The sequence below is a fragment of the Rhizobium freirei PRF 81 genome, from assembly GCF_000359745.1.
In the GTDB taxonomy this organism is placed as follows: Bacteria; Pseudomonadota; Alphaproteobacteria; order Rhizobiales; family Rhizobiaceae; genus Rhizobium; species Rhizobium freirei.
Genome location: NZ_AQHN01000016.1, coordinates 13,016 through 35,146, shown reverse-complemented (window position 1 = coordinate 35,146; position 22,131 = coordinate 13,016). Strand labels below are relative to the sequence as shown.

General features: G+C 61.0%; 20 protein-coding genes. 8 read left to right on the top strand and 12 right to left on the bottom strand.

The genetic code is table 11. The features are described from left to right. The first annotated feature begins 101 nt into the window (after positions 1-101). The 3 genes from RHSP_RS06750 (at position 102) to RHSP_RS06740 (ending at position 1,683) form a co-directional block, all read left to right on the top strand. Entirely contained in the window at positions 102-383 is a 282-nt protein-coding gene (locus RHSP_RS06750; protein WP_004111171.1) for a hypothetical protein, read from the top strand. 127 nt (positions 384-510) lie between these two features. Then, positions 511-819 (top strand): PepSY domain-containing protein, encoded by a 309-nt coding sequence (locus RHSP_RS06745; RefSeq protein ID WP_004111168.1) that lies wholly within the window; start codon positions 511-513, stop codon positions 817-819. A gap of 279 nt (positions 820-1,098) precedes the next feature. Next, a complete protein-coding gene (locus tag RHSP_RS06740; RefSeq protein WP_004111164.1) occupies positions 1,099-1,683 on the top strand; it encodes a DUF4337 domain-containing protein in 585 nt (194 codons plus the stop codon). 134 nt (positions 1,684-1,817) lie between these two features. Here the strand turns inward: RHSP_RS06740 and RHSP_RS06735 are convergent, their stop codons facing one another. Next, positions 1,818-2,666, bottom strand: a complete 849-nt coding sequence (locus RHSP_RS06735) for an alpha/beta fold hydrolase (RefSeq protein ID WP_004111162.1) — start codon at positions 2,664-2,666, stop codon at positions 1,818-1,820. Positions 2,667-2,823: 157 nt separating this feature from the next. Between RHSP_RS06735 and RHSP_RS06730 the strand changes: the two genes are divergently transcribed. Both RHSP_RS06730 and RHSP_RS06725 read left to right on the top strand, forming a co-directional pair. Then, positions 2,824-3,720, top strand: a complete 897-nt coding sequence (locus tag RHSP_RS06730) for a LysR family transcriptional regulator (protein WP_004111160.1) — start codon at positions 2,824-2,826, stop codon at positions 3,718-3,720. A 305-nt stretch (positions 3,721-4,025) separates the two neighbouring features. Then, positions 4,026-4,946: an alpha/beta hydrolase gene (locus tag RHSP_RS06725; RefSeq protein ID WP_004111158.1), complete on the top strand. Its 921-nt coding sequence runs from the start codon at positions 4,026-4,028 to the stop codon at positions 4,944-4,946. Position 4,947: 1 nt separating this feature from the next. Here RHSP_RS06725 and RHSP_RS06720 read toward each other — a convergent pair whose 3' ends face one another. The 10 genes from RHSP_RS06720 to bcoG all read right to left on the bottom strand — a co-directional run bounded on the left by RHSP_RS06720 (position 4,948) and on the right by bcoG (position 18,712). Next, the gene (locus RHSP_RS06720) at positions 4,948-6,951 is read right to left on the bottom strand and encodes a CocE/NonD family hydrolase (RefSeq protein WP_004111157.1); all 2,004 of its coding nucleotides are present in this window, start codon (positions 6,949-6,951) and stop codon (positions 4,948-4,950) included. 64 nt (positions 6,952-7,015) lie between these two features. Beyond that, positions 7,016-8,647 (bottom strand): ABC transporter ATP-binding protein, encoded by a 1,632-nt coding sequence (locus RHSP_RS06715; protein ID WP_004111155.1) that lies wholly within the window; start codon positions 8,645-8,647, stop codon positions 7,016-7,018. Continuing rightward, positions 8,640-9,467: an ABC transporter permease gene (locus RHSP_RS06710; RefSeq protein WP_004111153.1), complete on the bottom strand. Its 828-nt coding sequence runs from the start codon at positions 9,465-9,467 to the stop codon at positions 8,640-8,642. The genes RHSP_RS06715 and RHSP_RS06710 overlap by 8 nt, the downstream gene beginning before the upstream one ends. Next, on the bottom strand, positions 9,464-10,471 hold the full coding sequence (locus tag RHSP_RS06705) for an ABC transporter permease (protein WP_037150194.1): 1,008 nt from the start codon (positions 10,469-10,471) through the stop codon (positions 9,464-9,466). Before RHSP_RS06705 ends, RHSP_RS06710 begins: the two co-directional genes overlap by 4 nt. A 96-nt stretch (positions 10,472-10,567) precedes the next feature. Next, complete coding sequence (locus tag RHSP_RS06700; RefSeq protein ID WP_037150130.1) at positions 10,568-12,157, bottom strand: ABC transporter substrate-binding protein; 1,590 nt, start codon at positions 12,155-12,157, stop codon at positions 10,568-10,570. Between the two features lie 130 nt (positions 12,158-12,287). After that, positions 12,288-13,070 (bottom strand): carnitinyl-CoA dehydratase, encoded by a 783-nt coding sequence (locus tag RHSP_RS06695; protein ID WP_004111147.1) that lies wholly within the window; start codon positions 13,068-13,070, stop codon positions 12,288-12,290. Between the two features lie 6 nt (positions 13,071-13,076). Then, complete coding sequence (locus RHSP_RS06690; protein ID WP_004111128.1) at positions 13,077-15,134, bottom strand: acetate--CoA ligase family protein; 2,058 nt, start codon at positions 15,132-15,134, stop codon at positions 13,077-13,079. A gap of 4 nt (positions 15,135-15,138) precedes the next feature. Then, on the bottom strand, positions 15,139-16,299 hold the full coding sequence (locus RHSP_RS06685) for an acyl-CoA dehydrogenase family protein (RefSeq protein ID WP_004111126.1): 1,161 nt from the start codon (positions 16,297-16,299) through the stop codon (positions 15,139-15,141). A gap of 12 nt (positions 16,300-16,311) precedes the next feature. Then, complete coding sequence (locus RHSP_RS06680) at positions 16,312-17,802, bottom strand: carnitine 3-dehydrogenase (RefSeq protein WP_004111124.1); 1,491 nt, start codon at positions 17,800-17,802, stop codon at positions 16,312-16,314. Between the two features lie 7 nt (positions 17,803-17,809). Further along, positions 17,810-18,712 carry a 3-dehydrocarnitine:acetyl-CoA trimethylamine transferase BcoG gene (bcoG, locus tag RHSP_RS06675; protein ID WP_037150128.1) on the bottom strand — a complete coding sequence of 301 codons (903 nt, stop codon included), beginning with the start codon at positions 18,710-18,712 and terminating at the stop codon, positions 17,810-17,812. 106 nt (positions 18,713-18,818) lie between these two features. Between bcoG and RHSP_RS06670 the strand changes: the two genes are divergently transcribed. Continuing rightward, positions 18,819-19,811 carry a GlxA family transcriptional regulator gene (locus RHSP_RS06670; protein WP_037150125.1) on the top strand — a complete coding sequence of 331 codons (993 nt, stop codon included), beginning with the start codon at positions 18,819-18,821 and terminating at the stop codon, positions 19,809-19,811. Positions 19,812-19,889: 78 nt separating this feature from the next. Here the strand turns inward: RHSP_RS06670 and RHSP_RS06665 are convergent, their stop codons facing one another. Then, entirely contained in the window at positions 19,890-20,471 is a 582-nt protein-coding gene (locus RHSP_RS06665) for a dihydrofolate reductase family protein (protein ID WP_004111120.1), read from the bottom strand. 47 nt (positions 20,472-20,518) lie between these two features. Between RHSP_RS06665 and RHSP_RS06660 the strand changes: the two genes are divergently transcribed. After that, complete coding sequence (locus RHSP_RS06660) at positions 20,519-21,073, top strand: TetR/AcrR family transcriptional regulator (protein WP_004111118.1); 555 nt, start codon at positions 20,519-20,521, stop codon at positions 21,071-21,073. Positions 21,074-21,185: 112 nt separating this feature from the next. Beyond that, entirely contained in the window at positions 21,186-21,494 is a 309-nt protein-coding gene (locus RHSP_RS06655) for an I78 family peptidase inhibitor (protein ID WP_004111116.1), read from the top strand. The last annotated feature ends 637 nt before the right edge of the window (positions 21,495-22,131 follow it).

The following is a 22,131-nucleotide window of genomic DNA, read 5'->3' as shown; positions in this document are numbered from 1 at the left end:
ACCCGGCTACAGATCGTTAAAATGCAGCCGGCTCTTTATACCATTGCGCAAGGCACGGGCTGCTAGCGGGATTTCGTTGGATCAACAACGAGAAATCCCAAATGCGACAAACACATGATGTGGTTGGCGGCGCACTCAAGGCAATGAATGACCTGGCCGAAAATCTTGCGGCCCTGATCGCCGCAAGCTATCCGCCGACGGTCATTCTCACGACGCTTATGGGCGAGGCCGCTCTGGCTTTCCCGGGCTTGCGGGACGCGGATCTCATGAAACTGATCGATGATCTTCTACAGGCGGCAGAATGCAAGTCTACGCCTTCCGCCAAGATCATCCGACGTCCAAACTCTCACATTGGCAGAACAGCAGCCATTCTGGCGCGATGATCAGGTAAATCTCTCTTTGAATAGGCGTCGAAGACCACTGGAGGCAAATACTGCTCTTGATTATTCTCCATGAAACAGCGAGAGAAAATCGTGACGACACGATTCCCATAATTTCCGGATGCCCCCCATGTTCAAGAGTCTTGCCATAGCGGCGATTGCAGTAGTGACCATCATGTCAGCAACACCATCGTTCTCACAAAGCATTGAGATCGGTCCGGGCGGAGTGCGGGTCAATCCCGGCATGGAGCCGCCGCCTGTTGACATGGGTATCAGCGAACGTCAGGCCATTCGCATCGCAAGAGGTGAAGGCATGCAGGAGGTGGATGACGTTGCCCGCAGACGAAATGTCTTCATCGTCCAAGGTTCGGATCGCGATGGCGACGATCTGAAGGTTGTGATCGACCGGCGCACGGGCGAAGTTCTTTCGGTCGAATAAGTAACTTGCCGCTGCCGCTCAACGAGCCGCAGACACTCGGGCGACGCTCCGTCGCCCGCTTCCAGCTTCAGTTCCCGTGTCGGGATAAACCCGCTGCGCGGTCCGCCTTGTCTCTAAGCTACGAACTCATCTTTTTGATGGGGCGACAGCGCACAGTATTGTGTTTGAAAGGCGTTCGAACGGCGGACCGGCTATTGAGATCGTAATTCGGCTACGCCATGATCGTTAGATGATCCGTGCAGCAATGCCGGCCTTGTGTTTAATTTTCGGAGCTGCGCGATGCCTGAAGAGATTGAGGTCGATACCGACAAATTGCGGGAAGCGATCGACGAGGAGATCGAGAAAAAGTCCGCCTCGCTGCTACGCTTTATCGCTTTGACGACGGCGTTCTTCGCCGCCCTTGCGGCTCTCGGCTCGCTTCTGGCGGGCGGGACCATCAACGAGGCGCTGGCGCTCAAGACCGAGGCAACGCAGAAGCAGGCTCAGGCCTCCGACCAGTGGGCCTATTATCAGGCAAAAGGCATCAAGGCAGTGATCCTTGAAACGCAGAAGCAGCTTCTGGCCTCTGACGGCAAGTCAGCCTCTCCCGATCTGGACAAAACGATCCAAAGATATGCGGACGAGCAGAAGGCCGCAGGCGCTCAGGCGCAGGAGCTTGAGAAGGCAAGAGACCAGAAGGATGACGAAGCCAACGAGCTTATTCATCGCCATCACTTCTACGCTTATTCCGTCGCCATGCTGCAAATTTCGATCGCTTTGGGGGCGGTGGCAGCGCTCACCCGAAAGCGCCTTGTCTGGTGGAGCTCCTCGGCTTTGGGTCTTCTGGGAGCTCTGCTTTGTCTGGGGACCTGGGCCGCAGGATAGGCGGGCGCAGCCACTGGGACGAACGGCAGTGCGCTGCCTTTCAGGCGCCGCATATCAAATGGCGCCCGACGTTACGGCCGTGAGGCGTCGGTCACGGCAGCAACGTCAGGCATCATGGATCGGCAGAGCCGCTGTCAGGCCGGTTGTCCATCGAGGAACGTCAGCACTTCCTCGCTGAACGCCCGCGCAAATTCGATATTGGAGAAATGTACGGCAGGAAAGGTTTTTAGCCTCGCCCCGGGGATTGTGCGCGCGATGGCTTCACCCATGGCATGCGATGTCACGGTGTCGAACTCGCCGGCGATCACGAGCGTCGGGTTCTGGATAAGGGCGCTGGTGCGGCGCATGTCGGCGTCGCGCACCGCGGCAAACAGGCCGGCAAGGCCCTGGCGCGATGTGTTCAGCAGCATGTCCCGGAATTGCTCAATAACTGGTTCGTTCGCCGCGATCATCGCCTTCGGGAACCAGTTGCCGAGAAAGGTCTCGGCGGCTTCCTTCATGTCCGGCGCTGCCAGCGTTGCGGCTATCGACTTGTCGAATGTTTCGGCGGGGCCGAGATAGGAAGAGGTATTGCTCAGGATCAGGCGGTCGATCCGTTCCGGTGCGTGGATGGCAAGCCACTGCCCGACCCAGCCGCCCAGGGACAGGCCGAGAAAATGCGCCCTCTCGATCCCGAGCCAATCCATCAATTCGAGGACGTCGCGGCCGAGCCGCCCGTCCGAATAGGCGCCAGCCGGCACGTCCGAGCCGCCATGGCCGCGGTAATCATAGCGGATGACCCGAAAGTGCTCGGCCAATTTCGGGATCTGGAGGTCCCACATATACAGTGTGGTCGCGATCGAATTGGCGAGGATGAGCGCCGGGCGGTCATCCCGTCCATCGATCCTGTAGGCAATCCTGACGCCATCGCCTGTCGTGAAGAACGACAAGGCTGTCGGCTCCTCGTGATTGAGCGTGGCGAGCTCTGCGGAATTGATCGTCATGACATGGTCCTTCTCTTGCTGTTGGCGCCTGCCGCCTTGCCTCCGGGACTTTGGCTCGAGGAAGCGGTGCGTATTGTCGAGAACGGTTCGACGCTACTTCTCTGTAGCTTCAATAAAAATTGAAAAGATTGGAAAATCACTGTAACTAAAACCTACAATGCAGCCATTCACACTTCAGGAAATCCAGTGCTTCGACGCGGTTGTTCGCGAAGGCGGCTTCCAGGCCGCAGCTTCGGCGCTGAACCGATCGCATACGGCCGTGTTTGCGGCGATCGCCAAACTTGAAGCGAATCTCGGCGTCGCCCTGCTCGACCGCAGCGGCTACCGGGTAGACCTCACCGAGGCTGGCCGCTCCTTTTATCGCAAGGCGCAGGCTCTGCTTGGCGAAATGGAGGCGCTGCGTGTGCATGCCCGCCAGCTGGCAATGGGAGAGGAGACGTATCTGCGCGTGATCCTCGGCGATACCTGCCCGTTGCATAATGGACTGCAATTGCTGGGCGGCTTTTTCTCACACTGCCCGAACACGCGGCTCGATCTGCACTTCGAGACGATCGGCGGTCCGTCCGAACGGCTTTTCGAAGACGAGGCCGATTTGATCCTCCATTGGATCGACAAGTCCGATCAGCACCTCGAATGGATCGATCTTGGCACGATCTCCTTCGTACCCGTGGTCGCCCCGGGCTTCCTGCCGTTTGCCCCCTCGCAGCTGATTTCGCCCGAACAGATGCGCGCATCGACCCAATGCATCATTCGCGACACGGCCCGGAACACGCCGAAGACCAATTTCTACGTGGTCGAAGGCGCATCGCAATGCACGGTCGCCGATCACGCGATGAAGAAGGAGATCGTCCTTCGCGGCATGGCCTGGGGACATCTGCCGCGCTTCATGATCGAGGAGGAGTTGCGCGATGGGCGCCTGCTCTCTATCGCGGGGCAGCATTTCCCGGGCACAGATATCGACCTCGTGGCGGCGCGCCGTCGCGACCGCCCGCACGGGCCGGTCGCCAACCGACTTTGGGACTATATCAACGCACATGCCCCGATTTGCGGGTAGGACGGCCTGGTTCTGCTAGCGGGCCAATCCAATGGTGTGGTCAACTTAACGGCCTGTGGAGGTCGGTTGAACAGGGTGCCATTTGCCCGCGTGAAAGAGCGGGTAAATGCCGCTCTCGAAAGCGTGGGCTCAACGGTTTCCGATGCGCCATCCGGACATGGCCACGCGCCCCTCCACGGACATCGAGGGCGAGGTGATTTCGCCGGTCACAATGTCGTCACCGTGACGATCTTGGCCGTAAGCAGGTAGGTGTTTTGGTGGTAGAGGTGATTAAAATGGCCTCCTGCCAATATTGAGGGTTTGTCATGAGTTCTCCGCAGCGTCCCATGCCGAGTGAAGCGGCAATCCTGGAATTCATGGCGATTTGCGATTCCTTCTATCCTCCGGATGCGGTGTCGGCATCCATCGCGCAGCAGCGCCAATGGTATGATGCCCTGTGCGCCCGTTTCGATCGCCCCTTGCCGAAAGGCTTGCTCACACGGGACGACATCGTGTCGGGTAGCATACCGATCAGGCGATACCTTCCAGCCGATATCCGCACTAAGACGACCTTGCTCTATCTTCACGGTGGCGGCTTCGTCGTCGGCTCGCTCGAGAGCCATCATGCCATCTGCGCCGAGATTGCCGATCATGCCGGAGCGGAGCTGATCTCCGTCGATTATCGGCTGGCGCCGGAATATCGCTGGCCGGCACAGACCGACGACTGCTTCACGGTCCTTAAACAGCTGCTCGCTGAGAAGAGGCCGATCGTGCTGATCGGCGACAGCGCCGGCGGCAATCTCGCGGCAGGATTGGCGGTGCGGGCGAAAGCCGAGGGGCTTTCGGGAATTGTCGGCCAGATTTTGATCTATCCCGCGTTGGGTGGCGATCTCGTCTCCGGCTCCTATGAGGAGATGGCCGAGGCGCCGGGGCTGACCACGGCGGATGTCAGCTATTACCGCAGTATCCTGCAGGCGCCAGAAGGCGATCCGGTCGCCGGTCCGCTTGCTTTATCTTCCGTGGCCGGTCTTCCGCCGGCTTTCATTACCGTGGCGCATTTCGATCCGTTGCGCGACGACGGCCGCAATTATGCGGCGCGTCTTGCTCAGGCGGGCGTCGAAGTCTGGTTCCGCGAAGAACCTCAAATGGTGCATGCCTGGTTGCGGGCAAGGCATATGAGCGAGGGCGCGCGTGCCGGCTTTGCCGCCATATGCGCGGCGGCAAGCCGGTTTGTCGGTTCGCGCTGACCTACATCAGATCGCGCGCGATGCGCTTTTCCTGGAATATCTTCCTGAAAATCTCGGTTTCGCCTTCATAGGCGATGACCGAGGCGCTGACGATCCAGTCCGTTGCGGTGCAGGAAATGGATGACGCCGCGACGGTGCGAACGAACCAGCCGGGACGCTGCATGTCGCATGTCCAGGTCGAGATGCCCGTCATCGACAGCGGGTCGTCCGGTGCGATCGACCAGACTTCTTTACGCAGCTGCCTTGTCGAAAGCCCGGTGCCGGGATGTTCGAACAGACCGGTATCCTCATGGATTTCATAGCGGGTCCGGCCGGCTGAGAGATCACGCACCACCTGCCGCTTCGTCGAGCCCGGCGCATGCTCGACATATTTCGGCAGCGGATCGGGATTGTCAGGCTGCTTGACGTCGATAAGCTCATGCGCACCGAGCCGGGGCAAAGCAAGGCCGATGGAGGCTAGATCGATTGTCAGCCCCGGATCTTCCGGCGGCGGCAGGACCATCGGCCAATAGGCAGTCGACAGCGACAGGCGAATGCGATGCCCCTTGCGGAAACGGTAGCCGCAGGCATCCAGCGTCACGGTAATCGTAGTCCGCTCACCCTTGGCCAGCGGCTCGGGCGCGGCATTGCCGTTGCGATGAGCGAGATTGAGCACGCCGAAGGAGACGCGCGTCGCCGTACCGTCCGGATGGATGTCGACGAGCCTTGCGCAGAGATTGGCGGTTTCGGCGTCGCATCGCAGCGTCAATTTGACGACCGGGCGGCCGAGATAATCATGATCCTCCGTCAGCGGCGCGGTCTGGAAGGTCAGCGACCCGGCATCGTCGACGCGTTGATCGATTGCCATTTCCGCGTCCGGCTTCAGGGTGAACCATTCGCCCGAGGCCGTGCCCGTGTCCAGCGGTGAACGCAGATAGACGGGATGTTCCGGCGCATGCGGGATCGGCATGCCGTCCATCAAGGTGCCGAATTGCTCGACATAGAAGCATTGCATGTCCGGCTGCTGCCATTCACGCTTGGCGATCCAGAAGCCAGGGTCGAAATCGCGGCGCGTGGCGGGTTTTATGGAATCGAGAATGTAGGCGCGCACGGATGGCATGCTATCGGCACCGTTACGCTCGCCGCGCAGCCAGCGGTTCCACCAGGCAATGGCTTCTCCGTGGAAATCGGCGCGCGGCTTCGGCCAGGCGAAATGCGGATATTTGTGGACCCATGGACCGATCAGCGCCTTTGCCTTCTCCCCGAGACCCTCGACGGCCAGCAGCGGCGTGTTGCGATAGCCGTCCGCCCAGCCGGCGACGACGAGGGCGGGGATATCGAAGCCTGCGAAATCCTCGCAGATGGACCCATGCCGCCAGAAATCGTCGCGACGCTGATGCTCCAGCCATTCCTCCATGAAGAAGGGTTCCTGCTCGAGGCGCTGCAGCCACATATCTCGCCAGTCGCCGCCGACAATGGCCGGATCGGGTGAACGCGATTGGTAGCCGAGCATGGTTGCCGCCCAGGAAAGCTGGGCGGAGAGGTGGCAGCCGTTCTTGTAGTGGATGTCGTCATTGTAGCGGTCGACCGTGGAGGCGATCGAAATCACCGCTTTCAGCGCCGGCGGCTTCAGGGCAGCGACCTGCAGGCAGTTGAAGCCGCCCCAGGAGATACCCATCATGCCGACCGAGCCGTTCGACCAGGGCTGTGCCGCAATCCAGGCGATCAGCTCGCAGGCATTGGCAAGCTCGAGCTCGGTATATTCGCCATCGATGATACCGCTGGATTCGCCGGAGCCACGGATATCGACGCGCACGCCGGCGATGCCGGCTGCAGCGAAGACGGGATAGGTGGACTCATCTCGGGGGCTTGTTCCGTCGCGCTTGCGATAGGGCAGGAACTCGAAGACCGCCGGCACGGGATCGCGGTCGGCGCCGTCGGGCATCCAGATGCGCGCCGCCAGCCGCGTGCCATCCTTGAGGGTGATCCAGTGGTTTTCGATGGTTGTAAAGCTGCGGTCGGCCATGAGATTCTATTCCGATAATGTCGGCATGATCAAATTTGGGCTGAAAGTTGGAGATGTCGAGCCTTTAGTTTCCGGCACTCTCCATTCTCCTGGTCGTCAGGACCCGTTCGAGCCAGCCGATCTCCATTTCAGGCACGGATTTCAGCAGCAGGTCGGTGTAATCGTCGAAAGGCGGCGAAAGCGCCTGGGATTTCGGGCCGAAGCGGACGAGTTTGCCGCTGTGCATCACCGCGACGCTGTCGGCGATGGCGCGCACGATGGCGATATCGTGGGTGATGAAGACGTAGGAGAGATGAGCCTCCTCCTGCAGCTTGAGCAGCAATTTCAGAATGCCCTCGGCAACGAGTGGATCGAGCGCCGATGTCGGCTCGTCGCAAAGGATGAGTTCCGGCTTGGCCGCGAGCGCACGGGCGATGGCGACGCGCTGCTTCTGGCCACCGGAAAGCTCGGCCGGATAGCGGTCGATGAAGCCGTTGCCCATCTCGATCTGATCGAGCAGCTCCTTCACGCGCGCCGTCTTTGCAGCACCATGCAGGCCGTCGTAGAAGGTCAGCGGCCGGCCGATGATATCGCGCACGGTCTGGCGCGGATTCATGGCGGTATCCGCCATCTGGTAGATCAGCTGGATGCGCCGCAATTCCTCCCGCGAGCGGCTTTTCAAAGCCGGTGTGAGCGGCTTGCCATCGAACGAAATCCGACCGTCGCTCGGTGGCAGCAGGCCGGTGATGACGCGGGCAAGCGTCGATTTGCCGGAGCCGGATTCACCGACTACCGCCAATGTCTGCCCCCTGGGAACGTGGAGGGAAACATCGTGTAGCACCTTGAAGCCGTTCGAATATTGCGCGCTGATATTCTCGATTTTCAGAAGCGCGCTCGACTGGTCGGCGGCTTCGGCTCTTGCCTCCTGTCGGACGTTGACGAGGGCGCGGGTATAGTCCTGCTTCGGCTCCTCGATGATCTGCTGGACGCTGCCATATTCGACCATCTTTCCGTGCCGCAGCACCATGATGTCGTCGGAGATCTGGGCGACGACGGCGAGGTCGTGGGTGATGTAGAGCGCGGCCGTACGTGTTTCCTCGATGGCGTGCTTGATGGCGGCCAGCACATCGATCTGCGTCGTCACGTCTAGCGCGGTCGTCGGTTCGTCGAAGACGATCAGTTCCGGGTTTGAACAGAGCGCCATGGCTGTCATGGCGCGCTGCAGCTGGCCGCCCGAGACCTGATGCGGATAGCGCTCGCCGAATGTTTCCGGATTGGGCAGGCCAAGCACGCGGAACAGATAGAGCGCTCGTTTGCGGGCCTCCTCCTTCGTCATGAGGCGGTGCTTCACCGTGGCTTCGATCACCTGATCGCCCAGCCTATGAGCCGGATTGAAGGCGGCGGCGGCCGATTGCGCGACATAGCAGACCCGCGCGCCACGGATTCTGCGGATACCGGATTTGCCGAGCGGCAGGATATCGACGCCGTCGAGCAGCACCCGCCCGCCCGTAATCTCCGCGCCGCCGCGGCCATAGGCGAGCGCGGAAAGGCCGATGGTGGACTTGCCGGCGCCTGACTCGCCGATCAGCCCGAGCACCTTGCCCTTTTGGAGGTCGAAGGAGACCCCATCGACGATGGTGACGCGTTTCGGCGGCTCGCCGGGCGGATAGCTGGTAGCCTCGATCTTGAGATCGCGGACGGAAAGAAGCTCAGGCATCGCCACGCCCTCCCTTGAGGCTGGAGGTGCGCTTCAAAAGCCAGTCGACCACCAGATTGACACAGATCGCAAGCGCCGCGATGGCGGAGCCCGGCACGAGGGCTGCTGAAATGCCGAAGATGATGCCGTCCTTGTTGTCCTTGACCATGCCGCCCCAATCGGCCGACGGCGGCTGGATGCCGAGGCCGAGGAAAGACAGGGTGGAGAGAAACAGGATCGAGAAGGCAAAGCGCAAGCCGAATTCCGCCAGCAACGGCGACAGCGTGTTCGGCAGAATCTCGCGGAAGATGATCCAGATCCTGCCTTCGCCGCGAAGCTTGGCCGCTTCGACGAACTCCATGACTGCGACATCGAGCGCCACGGCGCGGCCAAGGCGATAGACGCGGGTGGAATCGAGAATGGCCATGACGAGGATCAGCACGATCAGGTTCTGTGGCAGGACGGCGAGCACGACGAGCGCGAAGATCAGCGTCGGGATGGACATCATCAGGTCGTTGAAGCGCGAGAAGACCGTGTCGATCAATCCGTGCGAGACAGCGGCGGTGAAGCTCAGGATGATGCCGAGCGAGAAGGAAATGATCGTTGCCGCCAGCGCGACGAAGAGGGTCGTGCGGGTGCCGTAGATCAGACGCGACAGGATATCGCGGCCGAGATTGTCGAGGCCGAAGAAATATTGCGCATCGGCCGGCTGCCAGACGTTGCCGACGACTTCGGTTTCGCCATAGGGGGCTATCCAAGGGGCGAAGATCGCGCAGATGAAGGCGATCAGGATTCCGATGACGCCGATCCAGGCGGTGACGGGTATGTCTCTCAATCTCATCGTGGATGCCTCAGACGCGGGTTGGCGACGATGGCGAGAATATCGGCCGTCATGTTGAGGAAGATGTAGACGGCGGCGAAGATCAGGCCGCAGGCCTGGACGACAGGCATGTCGCGCACCGTCACGGCGTCGACCATGTACTGGCCCATGCCGGGATAGACGAAGACGACTTCGACGACGACGACACCGACGATCAGATAGGCAAGGTTCAGAGCCACGACATTGATGATCGGCGCCAGAGCATTGGGTGCGGCGTGCTTGACGATGGCGCGGAAGGCCGACAGCCCCTTCAGCTCGGCCGTTTCCATATAGGCGGACGACATCACGGAAAGGATGGCGGCTCGCGTCATGCGCATCATATGTGCAAGCACGACCAGAACCAGGGTTGCCGTCGGCAGGGCGATCGCTTTCAGCCGGTCGAGGAAACCCATGCCGTCGAAGACCGTCGCCGGGAAGGTGGCGACCCCGAATTTGACGGAAAAGAACATGATGAGGAGATAACCGATAAAGAATTCCGGCAGGGAGATTGCCGCGAGCGAAATGACGTTGATGATCTTGTCCGGCATACGGTTTCTGAAATGAACGGCCAGCATGCCGAGGCTGACGGCCAGCGGTACCGAGATCAGTGCGGCAAAGCCCGCCAGAAACAGCGAATTGCCGAGCCGCTTGCCGATCTGTTCGCTCACGGAGTTCTTGCTGGCCCAGGAGGTGCCGAAATCGCCCTGCGCGGCATGGCTGAGCCATTGGACATAGCGGCTGACCACCGGCTGGTTGAGGCCGAGCTCCTCGCGGATGTTGGCGACCGCCTGCGGCGTTGCCGACTGGCCGAGATAGGTAGTAGCGAAATCGCCGGGCAGGGCTTCGAGCCCGCCGAAGATCAGTATGGAGACTGCAAACAGCAGGACGATGCTGAGAAGGCAACGCTCGATAATGAGGGACAGCAGTGGAAAACGCTGCTTGAACCTCAGCCCGGGCAAAACGGTTCCGGGGGGTGAATTGGACATGGCCGATGCCTCGCGCTTAAACGTCGGGAGGACCGCGAAATTCATCCGCGGTCCCGGCTTCCTCTGAGATGAGGGCCTATTCGCCCGGTTCGGGCATCAGGCGTCCAGCCAGACGCGGGTGGCGACGTAGCCGTTCGACATGTCGTTGCCGATATCGTGGACGTAGCCCTTCACATGCTTGGTGGAGGCGTTCACGAAATCGTTGAACATCGGCAGGATGACACCGCCTTCGTCGCGCACCATCATCGCCATGGCGCGGTAGAGTTCCTTGCGCTTGGCTTCGTCCAGTTCGGAACGGGCCTGAAGCAGGAGCTTGTCGAAGTCCGGGCGCTTGAAGCGCGTGTCGTTCCAGTCCGCCGTCGAGAGATAGGCGGTGGAATACATCTGGTCCTGCGTCGGCCGTCCGCCCCAGTAGGAGGTGGAGAAGGGCTGGACGTTCCAGACGTTCGTCCAGTAGCCATCGCCCGGCTCGCGCTTGACCTCGATGTTGATCCCGGCCTTCTTGCAGCTTTCCTGGTACAGGACGGCCGCGTCGACGGCGCCGGGGAAGGCGACTTCGGAGGTACGCAGCAGCACAGAGCCGCTATGACCGGACTTCTTGTAGTGGAAAGCTGCTTTATCCGGATCGTAGGCGCGCTGCTCGATGCCTTCGGGGAAGAGGGCATAGGTGCTGTTGATCGGGAAATCGTTGCCGACCTTGCCGTAGCCGCCGAGGATCTTCTTGACCATGGTCTCGCGGTCCATGGCGTATTTCAATGCCAGGCGCAGATCGTTGTTGTCGAAAGGCGCCTTGTCGCAATGCATGATGAAGACATAATGGCCGCGGCCGGCGGTGGCCAGAATCTCGACGGTTGGCGCGCGTTTCAGAAGATCGACGGTCTTCGGATCGACGCGGTTGATGTAGTGAACCTGACCGGACGACAGCGCGGCGATACGAGCCGTCGCATCGTTCATGCAGATGATTTCGACGCTGTCGACAAAGCCGCGATCGGTGCGCCAGTCGTCCTTGTTGCGCTCGAGCGTAGCGCGCACGCCGGGCTCGAAGCTGACCATCTTGTAGGGGCCGGTGCCGATCGAGGCCAAGGGGTCATCATAACCGCCATTCGGCTGGATGACGAGGTGATAGTCGGTCAGGAGCAACGGCATGTCGGCGTTGCCTTCGGTCAGCGTCAGGACGAGATTGCCGCCATCGGCCTTGATGTCCTTGATCGACTTCATGACGCCGAGCGCGCCCGATTCCGATTTTGCATCCGTATGGCGCTTGAGCGTGGCGACGACGTCGTCGATCGTCAGCTCCTTGCCATTGTGGAACTTCACGCCCTTGCGGATCTTGAAGGTCCAGGTGGCGGCATCCTTCGACGGTTCCCAGGATTCGGCCAATGCAGGAACGGCGGCACCGGTCAGCGGATGGGATTCCACCAGCATGTCGCCCCAGCAGCGGCCGATGCAGAACATGACCTGAGACAGGAATTTCGCCGGGTCCTTGGAGTCGGTCGCAGCACCGCCTTCGAGGCCAAGCTTCAGATGCCCGCCACGCTTCGGCTCGGCGGCCATTGCGCTTTCGGTAAAGAGTTTGTCGGCGACTGCCAAAGTCACGCCGGCTGCCATTGCGCGTCCCATGAATTCGCGGCGGCTAAGCCCGCCCGAAGTCACACGGCTTGCCAGATATTTCGTGTAGTCGTTCATTCCCCTGTTCCTTCTTTTTTGTCGTGTTGACAGATTTCCCGGGCGGTGCGCCTCACGAAACGGTTTCCTCTTCCGTCTGAAGCCGATCACCCGTGACCATGCGGGAAAAAGCTGCGGTTGCCGCCGCCTCTCACTTTCCTTTCCAGATTGGGGCACGCTTCTCGGCGAATGCCCGTGCGCCTTCCAATTGATCCTCGCTGGAATAGAGGACATCGACGGTCGCAAACTGCCGTTTGGTGATCTTGTTCATGGCAGTCTGAAACGTCGAGCCCTCCGCTTCCCGCACGATTTCCTTGATGGCAGCATAGACGAGCGGCGGCCCGCTTGCGAGCAGGCGCGCCAGCTCCCACGCCCTGTCCATCAGCTTGTCGGCCACGACGATCTCGTTGACGAAGCCCCAGCGATGCGCCTCCTCAACGTTGAGCCAACGACCGGTCAGCAGCATGTCCATCGCGATATGATAGGGAATGCGCTTCGGCAGTTTGATCGATGCGGCATCGGCGACGGTGCCCGAGCGAATCTCAGGTAGCGCGAAGGTAGCATGCGAAACGGCAATAATCATATCGGCCGACAGCGCTATTTCCAGCCCGCCGCCGCAACAGATACCATTGACGGCGCAGATGACAGGCTTGTTGAGATCGCGCAACTCCTGCAGGCCGCCGAAGCCGCCAACACCATAGTCGCCGTCAACCGCGTCGCCGGCCGCTGCAGCCTTCAGATCCCAGCCGGCGGAAAAGAACTTTTCGCCGGCCCCGGTGACGATGGCGACCCGTAGTTCCGGGTTGTCGCGGAAGTCGCGGAAGATCAGCCCCATCTTGCGGCTCGTCGCAAGATCGATGGCATTCGCCTTCGGCCGGTCGATGACGACTTCAAGGATGCCGTTGTCGCATCGGGTTCGAATGGGGTCTTGCAACTTCTGCTACCTCCTTCGCCGGATGAGAGCATCCGCAGCAACGACGCCGCGGGAATCTGGTAGGACCATCAATGGATTAATGTCCAGTTCCTCGAGCCGTGAGGCATTCTTTACGACATATTCTGCCGCTGATACGACGGCGTCGGCAACGATTTCGAGGCTGGTGCCTGCATTGCCGCGATAGCCTTCGATCAGCTTGCGGACTTTGAGCCGCGAAATCCGATCCAAAATCTCGGCTTTCGTGACTGGGAGCGGCAAAACGATAGAATCCTCAAGCAATTCCACGAGGATTCCGCCTGCGCCGACGGTGAGGGTCAGGCCAACGACAGGATCGCGCACCGCTCCAACGATCAATTCCGCAAGCGGGCGATCGACCATGCGTTCGACGAGAAATCCGCGAGCGACATGGCTCATGCTTTCCGCCGCATCCTGGACGGCGTTCCTATCCCATAGGTTGAGTTTGACGGCGCCGACATCGGATTTGTGCTCGACACCGAGCGCCTTGAGCGCGACCGGGAAGCCGAGTTGCTGCGCACAATCGGCTGCCTCGCTTGCGGTGGCAGCGGTCTTACCGAGCGGAACCGCAAGGCCTGTTGCCGCAAGTTCCGCCTTGGCTGCAGCCTCGCTCAGGGTCTCGATTTCGCCGGCCTCCGCGCGCGCGCTGAGGAGCGGCAAGGGGCGCGGCCGTTCCCAGGCATTGGCGATGCCGCTGGCAATCTCTGCTGCCGCCAAGGCCTCGCTGATGCCGCAGAACGGCACGATGCCGGCCTCGATCAATTGCTGGGCGATGGCTTCCGGCATGTTTTCGGGCAAGGTCGCCAGAATGCCGGCGCGCGCACCTGTCTGCTTCGCGGCGGCGGCAACGGCCGAAACGGTGATCATCCAGTCCGCGCCATCGCAGCGATCTTCGCGCGGGAAATCGAGCACGATGAGATTGAGGGCATAGCCGCCGGCGAACATGGCGCTGAAGGCCTCCGTCTGTCGCGCCAGGTCGCCCCAGACGAAGGTGTGGTAGTCGAGCGGATTGGAAAGCGTCACCATCGTGCCGAGGCTGGCGCGCAAAGCGGGCAGTTGTTCCGCCTTCAGCGCGCGGAACGCGACATTCCGGCCCACGGCGGCATCGGCCATCAGCGAAGCTTCGCCGCCCGAACAGCTCATCGAGGAGATCGCATTGCTGTCGAGCGGACCGGCGGCATGCAGGAGTTTCAGCGTTTCGACGAGCTCCGGCAGCGTCGTGACGCGACCGATGCCAAGGCGATCGAGCACCGCGTCGGCAACCGCGTCGCTGCCGGCGAGCGAGGCCGTATGCGATACTGTTGCACGCTGCGCCTGTTCGGATTTGCCGACTTTCAGCGCGACGACGGGCTTCTTCAGATCCCTGGCGCGCATTGCGAGAGCTTCCAGCGCCCTGATATCGCCGAAACCTTCGATGTGCAGACCGACCGCGGTGACGCGAGGATCCGCGAGGACAGCCTGGGCAAGATCCGACAGGCCGGTCTGCGCCTGATTGCCTGCCGTCATCAGATAGCTGATGGGCAGGCCGCGCCTCTGCATGCTGAGATTGATGGCGATGTTGGAGGATTGAGTGAGGATGGCTACGCCGCGCTCGCTGCGGACAATGCCGTGTTGATCCGGCCAAAGCAGGGCGCCGTCGAGGCCATTGATCATGCCGTAGCAATTCGGCCCGACGATCGGCATGCCGCCGGCAGCTTCGACGAGAGCCCGCTGCAAATCCGCCCCGTCGGCCAGTTCCGCAACCGCCTCGCTGAAACCAGAAGCGTAACAGACGGCGCCGCCGGCGCCTCTTGCGGCAAGTTCACGCACGATATCGACGGTGAGCGTTCTGTTGACCCCGACAAAGGCGGCATCCGGCGCATCAGGCAGTTCGGCGACCGAGCGATAGCAGCGGCGGCCGAGCACGCTTTCCTGTGTCGGATGCACCGGCCAGATCTCGCCGGCAAATCCCATAAGATCGCATTGCTCGATGACACGCCGCGCCTCTCTGCCACCGAAGACGGCGATCGTTTTGGGTCGGATCAGGCGGTCGAGCGAGCGCTGTGTCATGGGCTCATGCTCCGAACGGCCGGAGCAGGTCGCGGCTGATGATGTGCCGCTGGATTTCCGAGGTCCCGTCCCAGATGCGCTCGACGCGGGCATCGCGCCAGAAGCGGGCAAGTGGCAGGTCGTCCATCAGTCCCATGCCGCCGAAGATCTGGATCGCCTCGTCGGTGACACGGGCGAGCATTTCCGAAGCATAAAGCTTCGCCGAGGCGATCTCTCGATTGGCCGGGATGCCGGCATCGAGCTTCCAGGCGGCGGACAGCGTCAGGAGGTCGGCGGCGTCGATCTCGGTGATCATGTCGGCAAGCTTGAACGATACGCCCTGATTGGCGCCGATCGGCTTGCCGAATTGCTTGCGTTCGGCCGCGTAGGGTAGCGCGAGATCGAAGACCCGCCGAGCCCGGCCGACACAGGTCGCGGCAACCGTTAGGCGGGTTCCATAGAGCCATTGATTGGCAAGGTCGAAGCCGCGATGCACCTCGCCAAGCACCTGCGATTTCGGCAGACGACAGTCGGTGAAGTTCAAAATGGAATTGTGATAGCCGCGATGGGAAACCGAATCGTAGCCCTTGAGAATCTCGAAGCCCGGCGTGCCGCGATCGACCAGAAAGGCGGTGATCTTCTTCTTGACGCCCCGATGGGTCTCTTCTTCGCCGGTTGCGGCAAAGACGATGACGAAATCGGCGACATCGGCGTGCGAGATGAAATGCTTCGTGCCGTTGAGCACGAAATCATCGCCATCCTGCCGTGCTGCGCATTTCATGCCGCGCATGTCGGAGCCGGCGTCCGGTTCGGTGATCGCGAGCGCATCGACCCTTTCCCCACGCACAGCCGGCAGGAGATAGCGCTCGCGCTGCTCACCCTCGCACGCCATCAGGATGCCGGAGGGGCGGCCGAAGAAGACTGTGAGTCCCATCGAGCCGCGGCCGAGCTCGCGTTCGACGAGCGTGAAGGTCAGGTGATCAAGCCCGGCGCCGCCGATCTCTTCGGGAAAGTTGCAGGCGTAGAAGCCCAGTTCGATACATTTGCGCCGGATCTCGTCTCCGATTTCAGACGGCACGATGCCGGTACGCTCGACCTCGTTTTCGTGCGGATAGATCTCCGTCTCGACGAAGTCGCGGACAGTCTTGACGATCATCTCCTGCTCTTCGCTGAGTCCGAAATTCACGATCGCTTCCTCCTAGCGTTTTTGTCCCACATGACGGCCGGCTCCGTCCGGCATGGCCAAGGCTGCGTGCGCGGCGGCAATCGGCCTAAGCTTCGCAAGCACCTCCTCCGGTGCGGCAACGGCTCTGCCTGCTTTCGCGTCGACATGCAGCAGCATCTGTTCCGCCGTGGCGATTACATCGCCGCTCGCGCTATCGTGCAGCGCATGGAACACATGCAGCCGCTTTTCGTCAGACCCGATGATCTGGCAGGTTGAATGGATGGCCTGTCCAAGTTTGGCTTCGCCAAGATGGCGGATATGGGTCTCTACCGTGTAGTAGCTGTGGCCGCGCTCGACATAATCGAGATCGACGCCGATCAGGCGCAGCAGCGCATCCGACGTGTCGCCGAAGACCTGCAGGTAGCGATGCTCGGTCATATGGCCGTTATAATCGACCCATGCTGGGCTGACCTTGGTGTCGATCAGGCGCAGCGGTTTTGTGACGTCCAGTCCCTGCTTCTCCCCGCCGCCTGCGGCCCAAAGCTGCTGCTCGAAATCCTTCAGCAGCTTGCCGGCGCCCCAGCCCTTGCCGCCATGGCTTCCCTTCAGGCTCTGAAGGATGCCGACAAGGTTTTCGTCGCGGATGCGCTCGAGTTCGCGGATCGAAAGACCGTCGGCCTGCTCGTCCGACTGCTGGCCGATCTTCTCGACAAGAGCGTCGTCGAGATCGACGACGTCCATCAGCTTGGTCCAGTTCCATTGCAGGGCGGGGCCGAACTGCGCCAGGAAGTGACGCATGCCCGCTTCGCCGCCGGCGATGCGATAGGTCTGGAACAGGCCCATCTGCGCCCAGCGCAGGCCGAAGGAATAGCGGATGACATCGTCCAGCGTCTCGACGGTGCAGATATCGTCCTTGATCAGCCACAGCGCCTCACGCCAGAGCGCCTCCAGCAGGCGGTCGCCGACGAAAGCCTCGATCTCCTTGGCGATATGCACACCCTTCATGCCGATCGGCGGCAGTCGCTCCATCGCCGCCTGGATCGTCGCAGCACTGGTCTTTTCGCCACCGACGATTTCAACGAGCGGCAGCAGATAGACCGGATTATAGGGATGGGCGACGAAGAGGCGCTCGGGATGGCGCATGTCGCGCTGCAGGTCGGTCGGTAGCAGGCCGGAGGTGGATGAACCGATCAAGGCATCGGGCTTTGCGGCTGCATCGATCTGCGTCAGCACGTTGCGCTTGAGATCCAGTCGCTCGGGCACGCTTTCCTGGATCCAGTCGGCGCCCTCGACCGCCGCCTCCAGCGTGTCTCGGAATGTCAGCTTGCCATGCGGCGGCAGAGGCGCGCCGGTCAGCATCGCGTAGGCTTTTCCCGCATTCGCAAGCACTTCGCCGACGATGCGCTTCGCCTCCGGATGCGGGTCGTAGACATCGACATCGATGCCCGCCAGCAGGAAGCGTGCGATCCATCCGCCGCCGATGACGCCGCCGCCGATGCAGGCCGCCTTGTTGATCTTGGTCATCGGGGCCTCAGCGCTTCGTCAGTTTCAGTTTCTTGCGGACATCTTCGGGGCCGATGATGCGCGCGCCCATGCCTTCGACCACCTGTACGGCCTTTTCGACGAGCTGCGCGTTGGTCGCGAGCATGCCCTTTCCGGCGTAGAGATTGTCTTCCAGCCCGACACGGACATTGCCGCCGGCAAGGACCGCGGCCGCCGGATAGGCCATCGCGTTGCGGCCGATGGAAAAGGCCGAGAAGGTCCAGCTTTTGGGAACGTTATTGACCATCGCCATGAAGGTATTGAGGTCATCGGGTGCCCCCCAGGGGATACCCATGCAGAGCTGGATGAGAACCGGATCCTCAATGAGACCCTCCTCGGCAAGCTGTTTGGCAAACCAGAGATGACCGGTGTCGAAAGCCTCGATCTCCGGACGGACACCGAGATCGGTCATCTTCTTCGCCATAGCCCTCAGCATCGAGGGGGTGTTGGTCATGACATAGTCGCCGAGACTGAAATTCATCGTACCGCAATCGAGCGTGCAGATTTCCGGCAGGCATTCGGCAACATGGCTGATGCGCTCGGAAGCGCCTGCCATGTCTGTGCCCGTGGCATTCAATGGCAGCGGGCTTTCGACATCGCCGAAAATCAGGTCTCCGCCCATGCCGGCGGTCAAGTTCAGCACGACATCCACATCGGCCGAACGGATGCGATCCGTGACTTCCCTATAGAGCTCGTTGCGGCGGCTGGCAGCACCCGTCTCCGGATCGCGGACATGGCAATGAACCACCGCTGCCCCAGCCTTGGCGGCGTCGATCGCGGATTCTGCGATCTGCTTGGGAGTGATCGGAACATGGCTGGATTTGGAAACCGTATCGCCGGCGCCGGTGACGGCACAGGTGATGAAGACATCTCGATTCATCTCAAGAGGCATTTTTGTTCTCCCTCGTATTGAGGACATTACGAGCCATGAGGCGCCTTCATGCTTTGCATTATCAGAAGTATTCGATACAGTTTCGGAACGATCGAAGGAATGCTGAATGCTGACATCGGCCAATGAGACGCTCGACATCGACCTCCTGATCCTTCCGGAGACGAACCTGATTTTGATCGCTTCGGTGATCGAACCGCTGCGCGGAGCCAATCGTATTTCCGGGGCGGAGCTTTATCGCTGGCGGCTCTTCACCCCGGACGGTTCGCCGGCGGAAACGACCAGCCAGATCCCCGTGCCTGCGTTGTCCGGTTTCCGGTCGACGTCCGATACGGCGCCGCTTTTCGTGCTCGCCAGCTACAATTGGCAGCGCAGCGCGACGCAGGCGCTGAAAATGCAATTGTCGCAAACGGCACGCCACCGTTCGATGGTTGCCGGCATCGAGTCCGGCACCTGGCTGCTTGCCGAAACGAGCCTGCTCGACAATGTTTCGGCTGCCGTCCATTGGGAGGATTTCGACGATTTCGCACTTGCCTATCCGCAGGTTCGCGCCGTCAAGGATCGCTTCGTGATCGATGGCAAGCGCATCACCACCGCCGGTTCCCTGCCGACGGTCGACCTTATGTTGGAAATCATCCGGCAGCGGCAGGGTTATTCGCTGGCGCTCGAGGTCAGCCGCCTGTTCATCTACGAGCCGGCGAGCACGCAGAGCGCAGTAGAGCTTTCGCCGTCGACCGCCGGTCTGCGCATGCGCGATCCGCGCGTCGCTCAGGCCATCCGCTTGATGGAAGACCATATCGAACAGCCGTTGCTTTTGGCGCGCCTGGCGCGTCGCGTCGGCGTCAGCGCCCGCCACCTGCAGGCGCTCTTTCAAGATAGCATCGGCGCGCCGCCGCATGTGCACTATCTGGCACTTCGACTGAATGCCGCACGACGCAAGGTCATCGAAACCAAAGATTCTTTTGCCGATATAGCCGCCGCGACAGGCTTCAATTCCGCCTCGGCATTTTCCCGCAGCTACAGAGCAAGCTTTTCCGAAAGCCCGTCCGGTACGCGCCGTAGATTGCGAGGACGTGTTACCGCTACAGCTGAGCCGACATAGGCTATTGTAAGCTTAGTAGCGAAGGGCTTGAGGACGGGTCGGTTGGCAGCTCAGCTTGCCTTCCCGTCGTGCCGCGGATCACGAGTATGACTGCTCTGCGCTACCGACAAAACTGCCCTCAGCCGCATTCTTGGGCTCCAGTCGGTAATGGAGCCGGACGCAGCCCTTGTCGATTGCTTTGACGCTTACGAGTTTCGGGCTTCCACGAAAACCGGTGAGCGGGAAAAGCGGTCGGCCACCGCCAAGCAGTTCCGGCATAAGATAGATTTCGATCTCGTCCAGAGCGCCACGCTCCATGAATGCCATCTGCAGCTGGCCACCACCCAGCATCCAGACGTCGCCGTCATTGAACGCGCGCAGCTCCGCGATGAGAGCATCGACATCGTCACGAACCATGAGAGGCCCCTTTGGATCATCGATCGGGCGGGAGGTGACTACGATGACGCGTTGCTCTGCGTAAGCCCAAGGCGACGGCTCCTTCGCGATGAAATCATAGGTGCCGCGCCCCATGACGACGGTGCGGATGCCCTTCAGGAAAATGCCGTAATCATGCTCCCCGAGATCCATGTCGCCATACTTGTACAGCCATTCGAGATCGTCGTGCTCAGAGACGATCATCCCATCCAGGCTGGTCGCGATGTACCCTAAGATCCTTGCCACGGCTCGCCTCGCTTGATTTATAACTAAACGTACGTTTATAATTGATCATGCCAAGACGCAAGACCATTTCCGACGAGCATGTGCTCGACATCCTTCTCGAACTCATCGTGGAGACAGGGCCTGATGGCCTTACCTTCGCGAGGGCGGCAAAAGCCTGCGGCCTTTCTCCTGCGGCGCTGGTGCAGCGCTATGGCGATCGGGAAAGGCTTGTCGAAACGGTTCTGTTGCACGCCTGGGAGAAGCTTGACGCCGAGACGGCGGCTGCGGATGCCGAGGAAGCACTGACGCCGGAGGGCGCCGTGAACCTTCTGATGCGCTTGATGTCTCCGGAAACCGCCGAGCGGGATGCGACGAACGGGTTGCTCCTGCTGAGAGAAGATATCCGGAACCCTAAACTTCGCGCCCGCGGGGCCGCTTGGGTCCGCAGCCTTGCCGATGCTCTGGGCCGTCGCCTGTCTCAACACCCAGCGGAGGCAAGACGGCTCGGATGGCAGATGGCTGCGGTCTGGCAGGGTGCCCATACGCTATGGGCTTTTACACGCGATGAGCCGGCAGGCATTGCCATCAGACGAATGCTTGATGAGTGGCTGGAAGATCTTTAATCGTTAGTCCATCCGCTTATGGCGTATGTTCGGCTCTGCCGCAGCCGGATGATATTGTGCGGACTTAGGCACTTCGGCCGTGACCATTCTTGTCTCAAGGAAAGGGATTGCTTTGAAGCTCCGTTCTAAACTGTTTTCCCTCAGCACCGTGATACTGGCGGCCCTGATTATCTCGGCTTTCCAGAGCGACATGCGACAGGCGCAAGCCGCCGGCCGTCCTGGCCTCTGCCGGCCCAAGGCGGCGGCGGCCTTGACCGGCAAGAAAAGGGTCACGGATGCCAAGGCGATGCAGATTACGGGTGCAACCATCGTTCGGCAGATCAGGCGGGGGCAGGGCGTGACGATGGACTACCGGCAGGAGCGGGTGACGATCGAAACGGATCCGAAGACGAACAGGATCCTGCGCGCCATGTGTGGGTGAGGCTGGATTCAGCGGCGATCTTATCTTGATGGCGTGTGAGGATTTTGTTTGCCGCATCCATCCAATTTCGCAAAGCAGATTGATGAACTGCAAGCCGCAGCCACACCGGCGCGGCCCGCCAAATGATCATGGTAGCGGCCGGCGAGCCGGATTTTCCGTCCTGCGGAAAACCGAGGAGCGACACGACCGTCTTCGTCGCGGTTGAACCAAATCGCGCCGACATTGCGCTTGATGAATTGGATTATTCTTCGAGGAAGTTTCATATCAAGCGTATGATCAGACTAAGGTCCGATGTTCTATGCGGTTGATTCGGGTTATTGGCATTTTGCCCCCGGTTGCTGGCACTGGCATCGCTCGTGTCGGCGGCCCGCCCTGTCACCTGAGTAGCCTCAGGTGACAGGGCTACCTGTCCACTGCAGATGGAGCATCCCTTCATTCGCTAGCGGCTGAGCGGGCCGGTTCCACGGCCTTGGTTCGACGCATGACGATCGATTTTATCGTGTGCTTCATTCGCCACGGTTCATGGCGCTGCCGACAGTAGCCGTGTCGCTGTGGAGGCTCGTCGAGACACATTGTGCGGTCCATTCTAAACCAACCGGCATGCTCCCTCTGCGCGAGCAATTTTTTCGCACCTGGC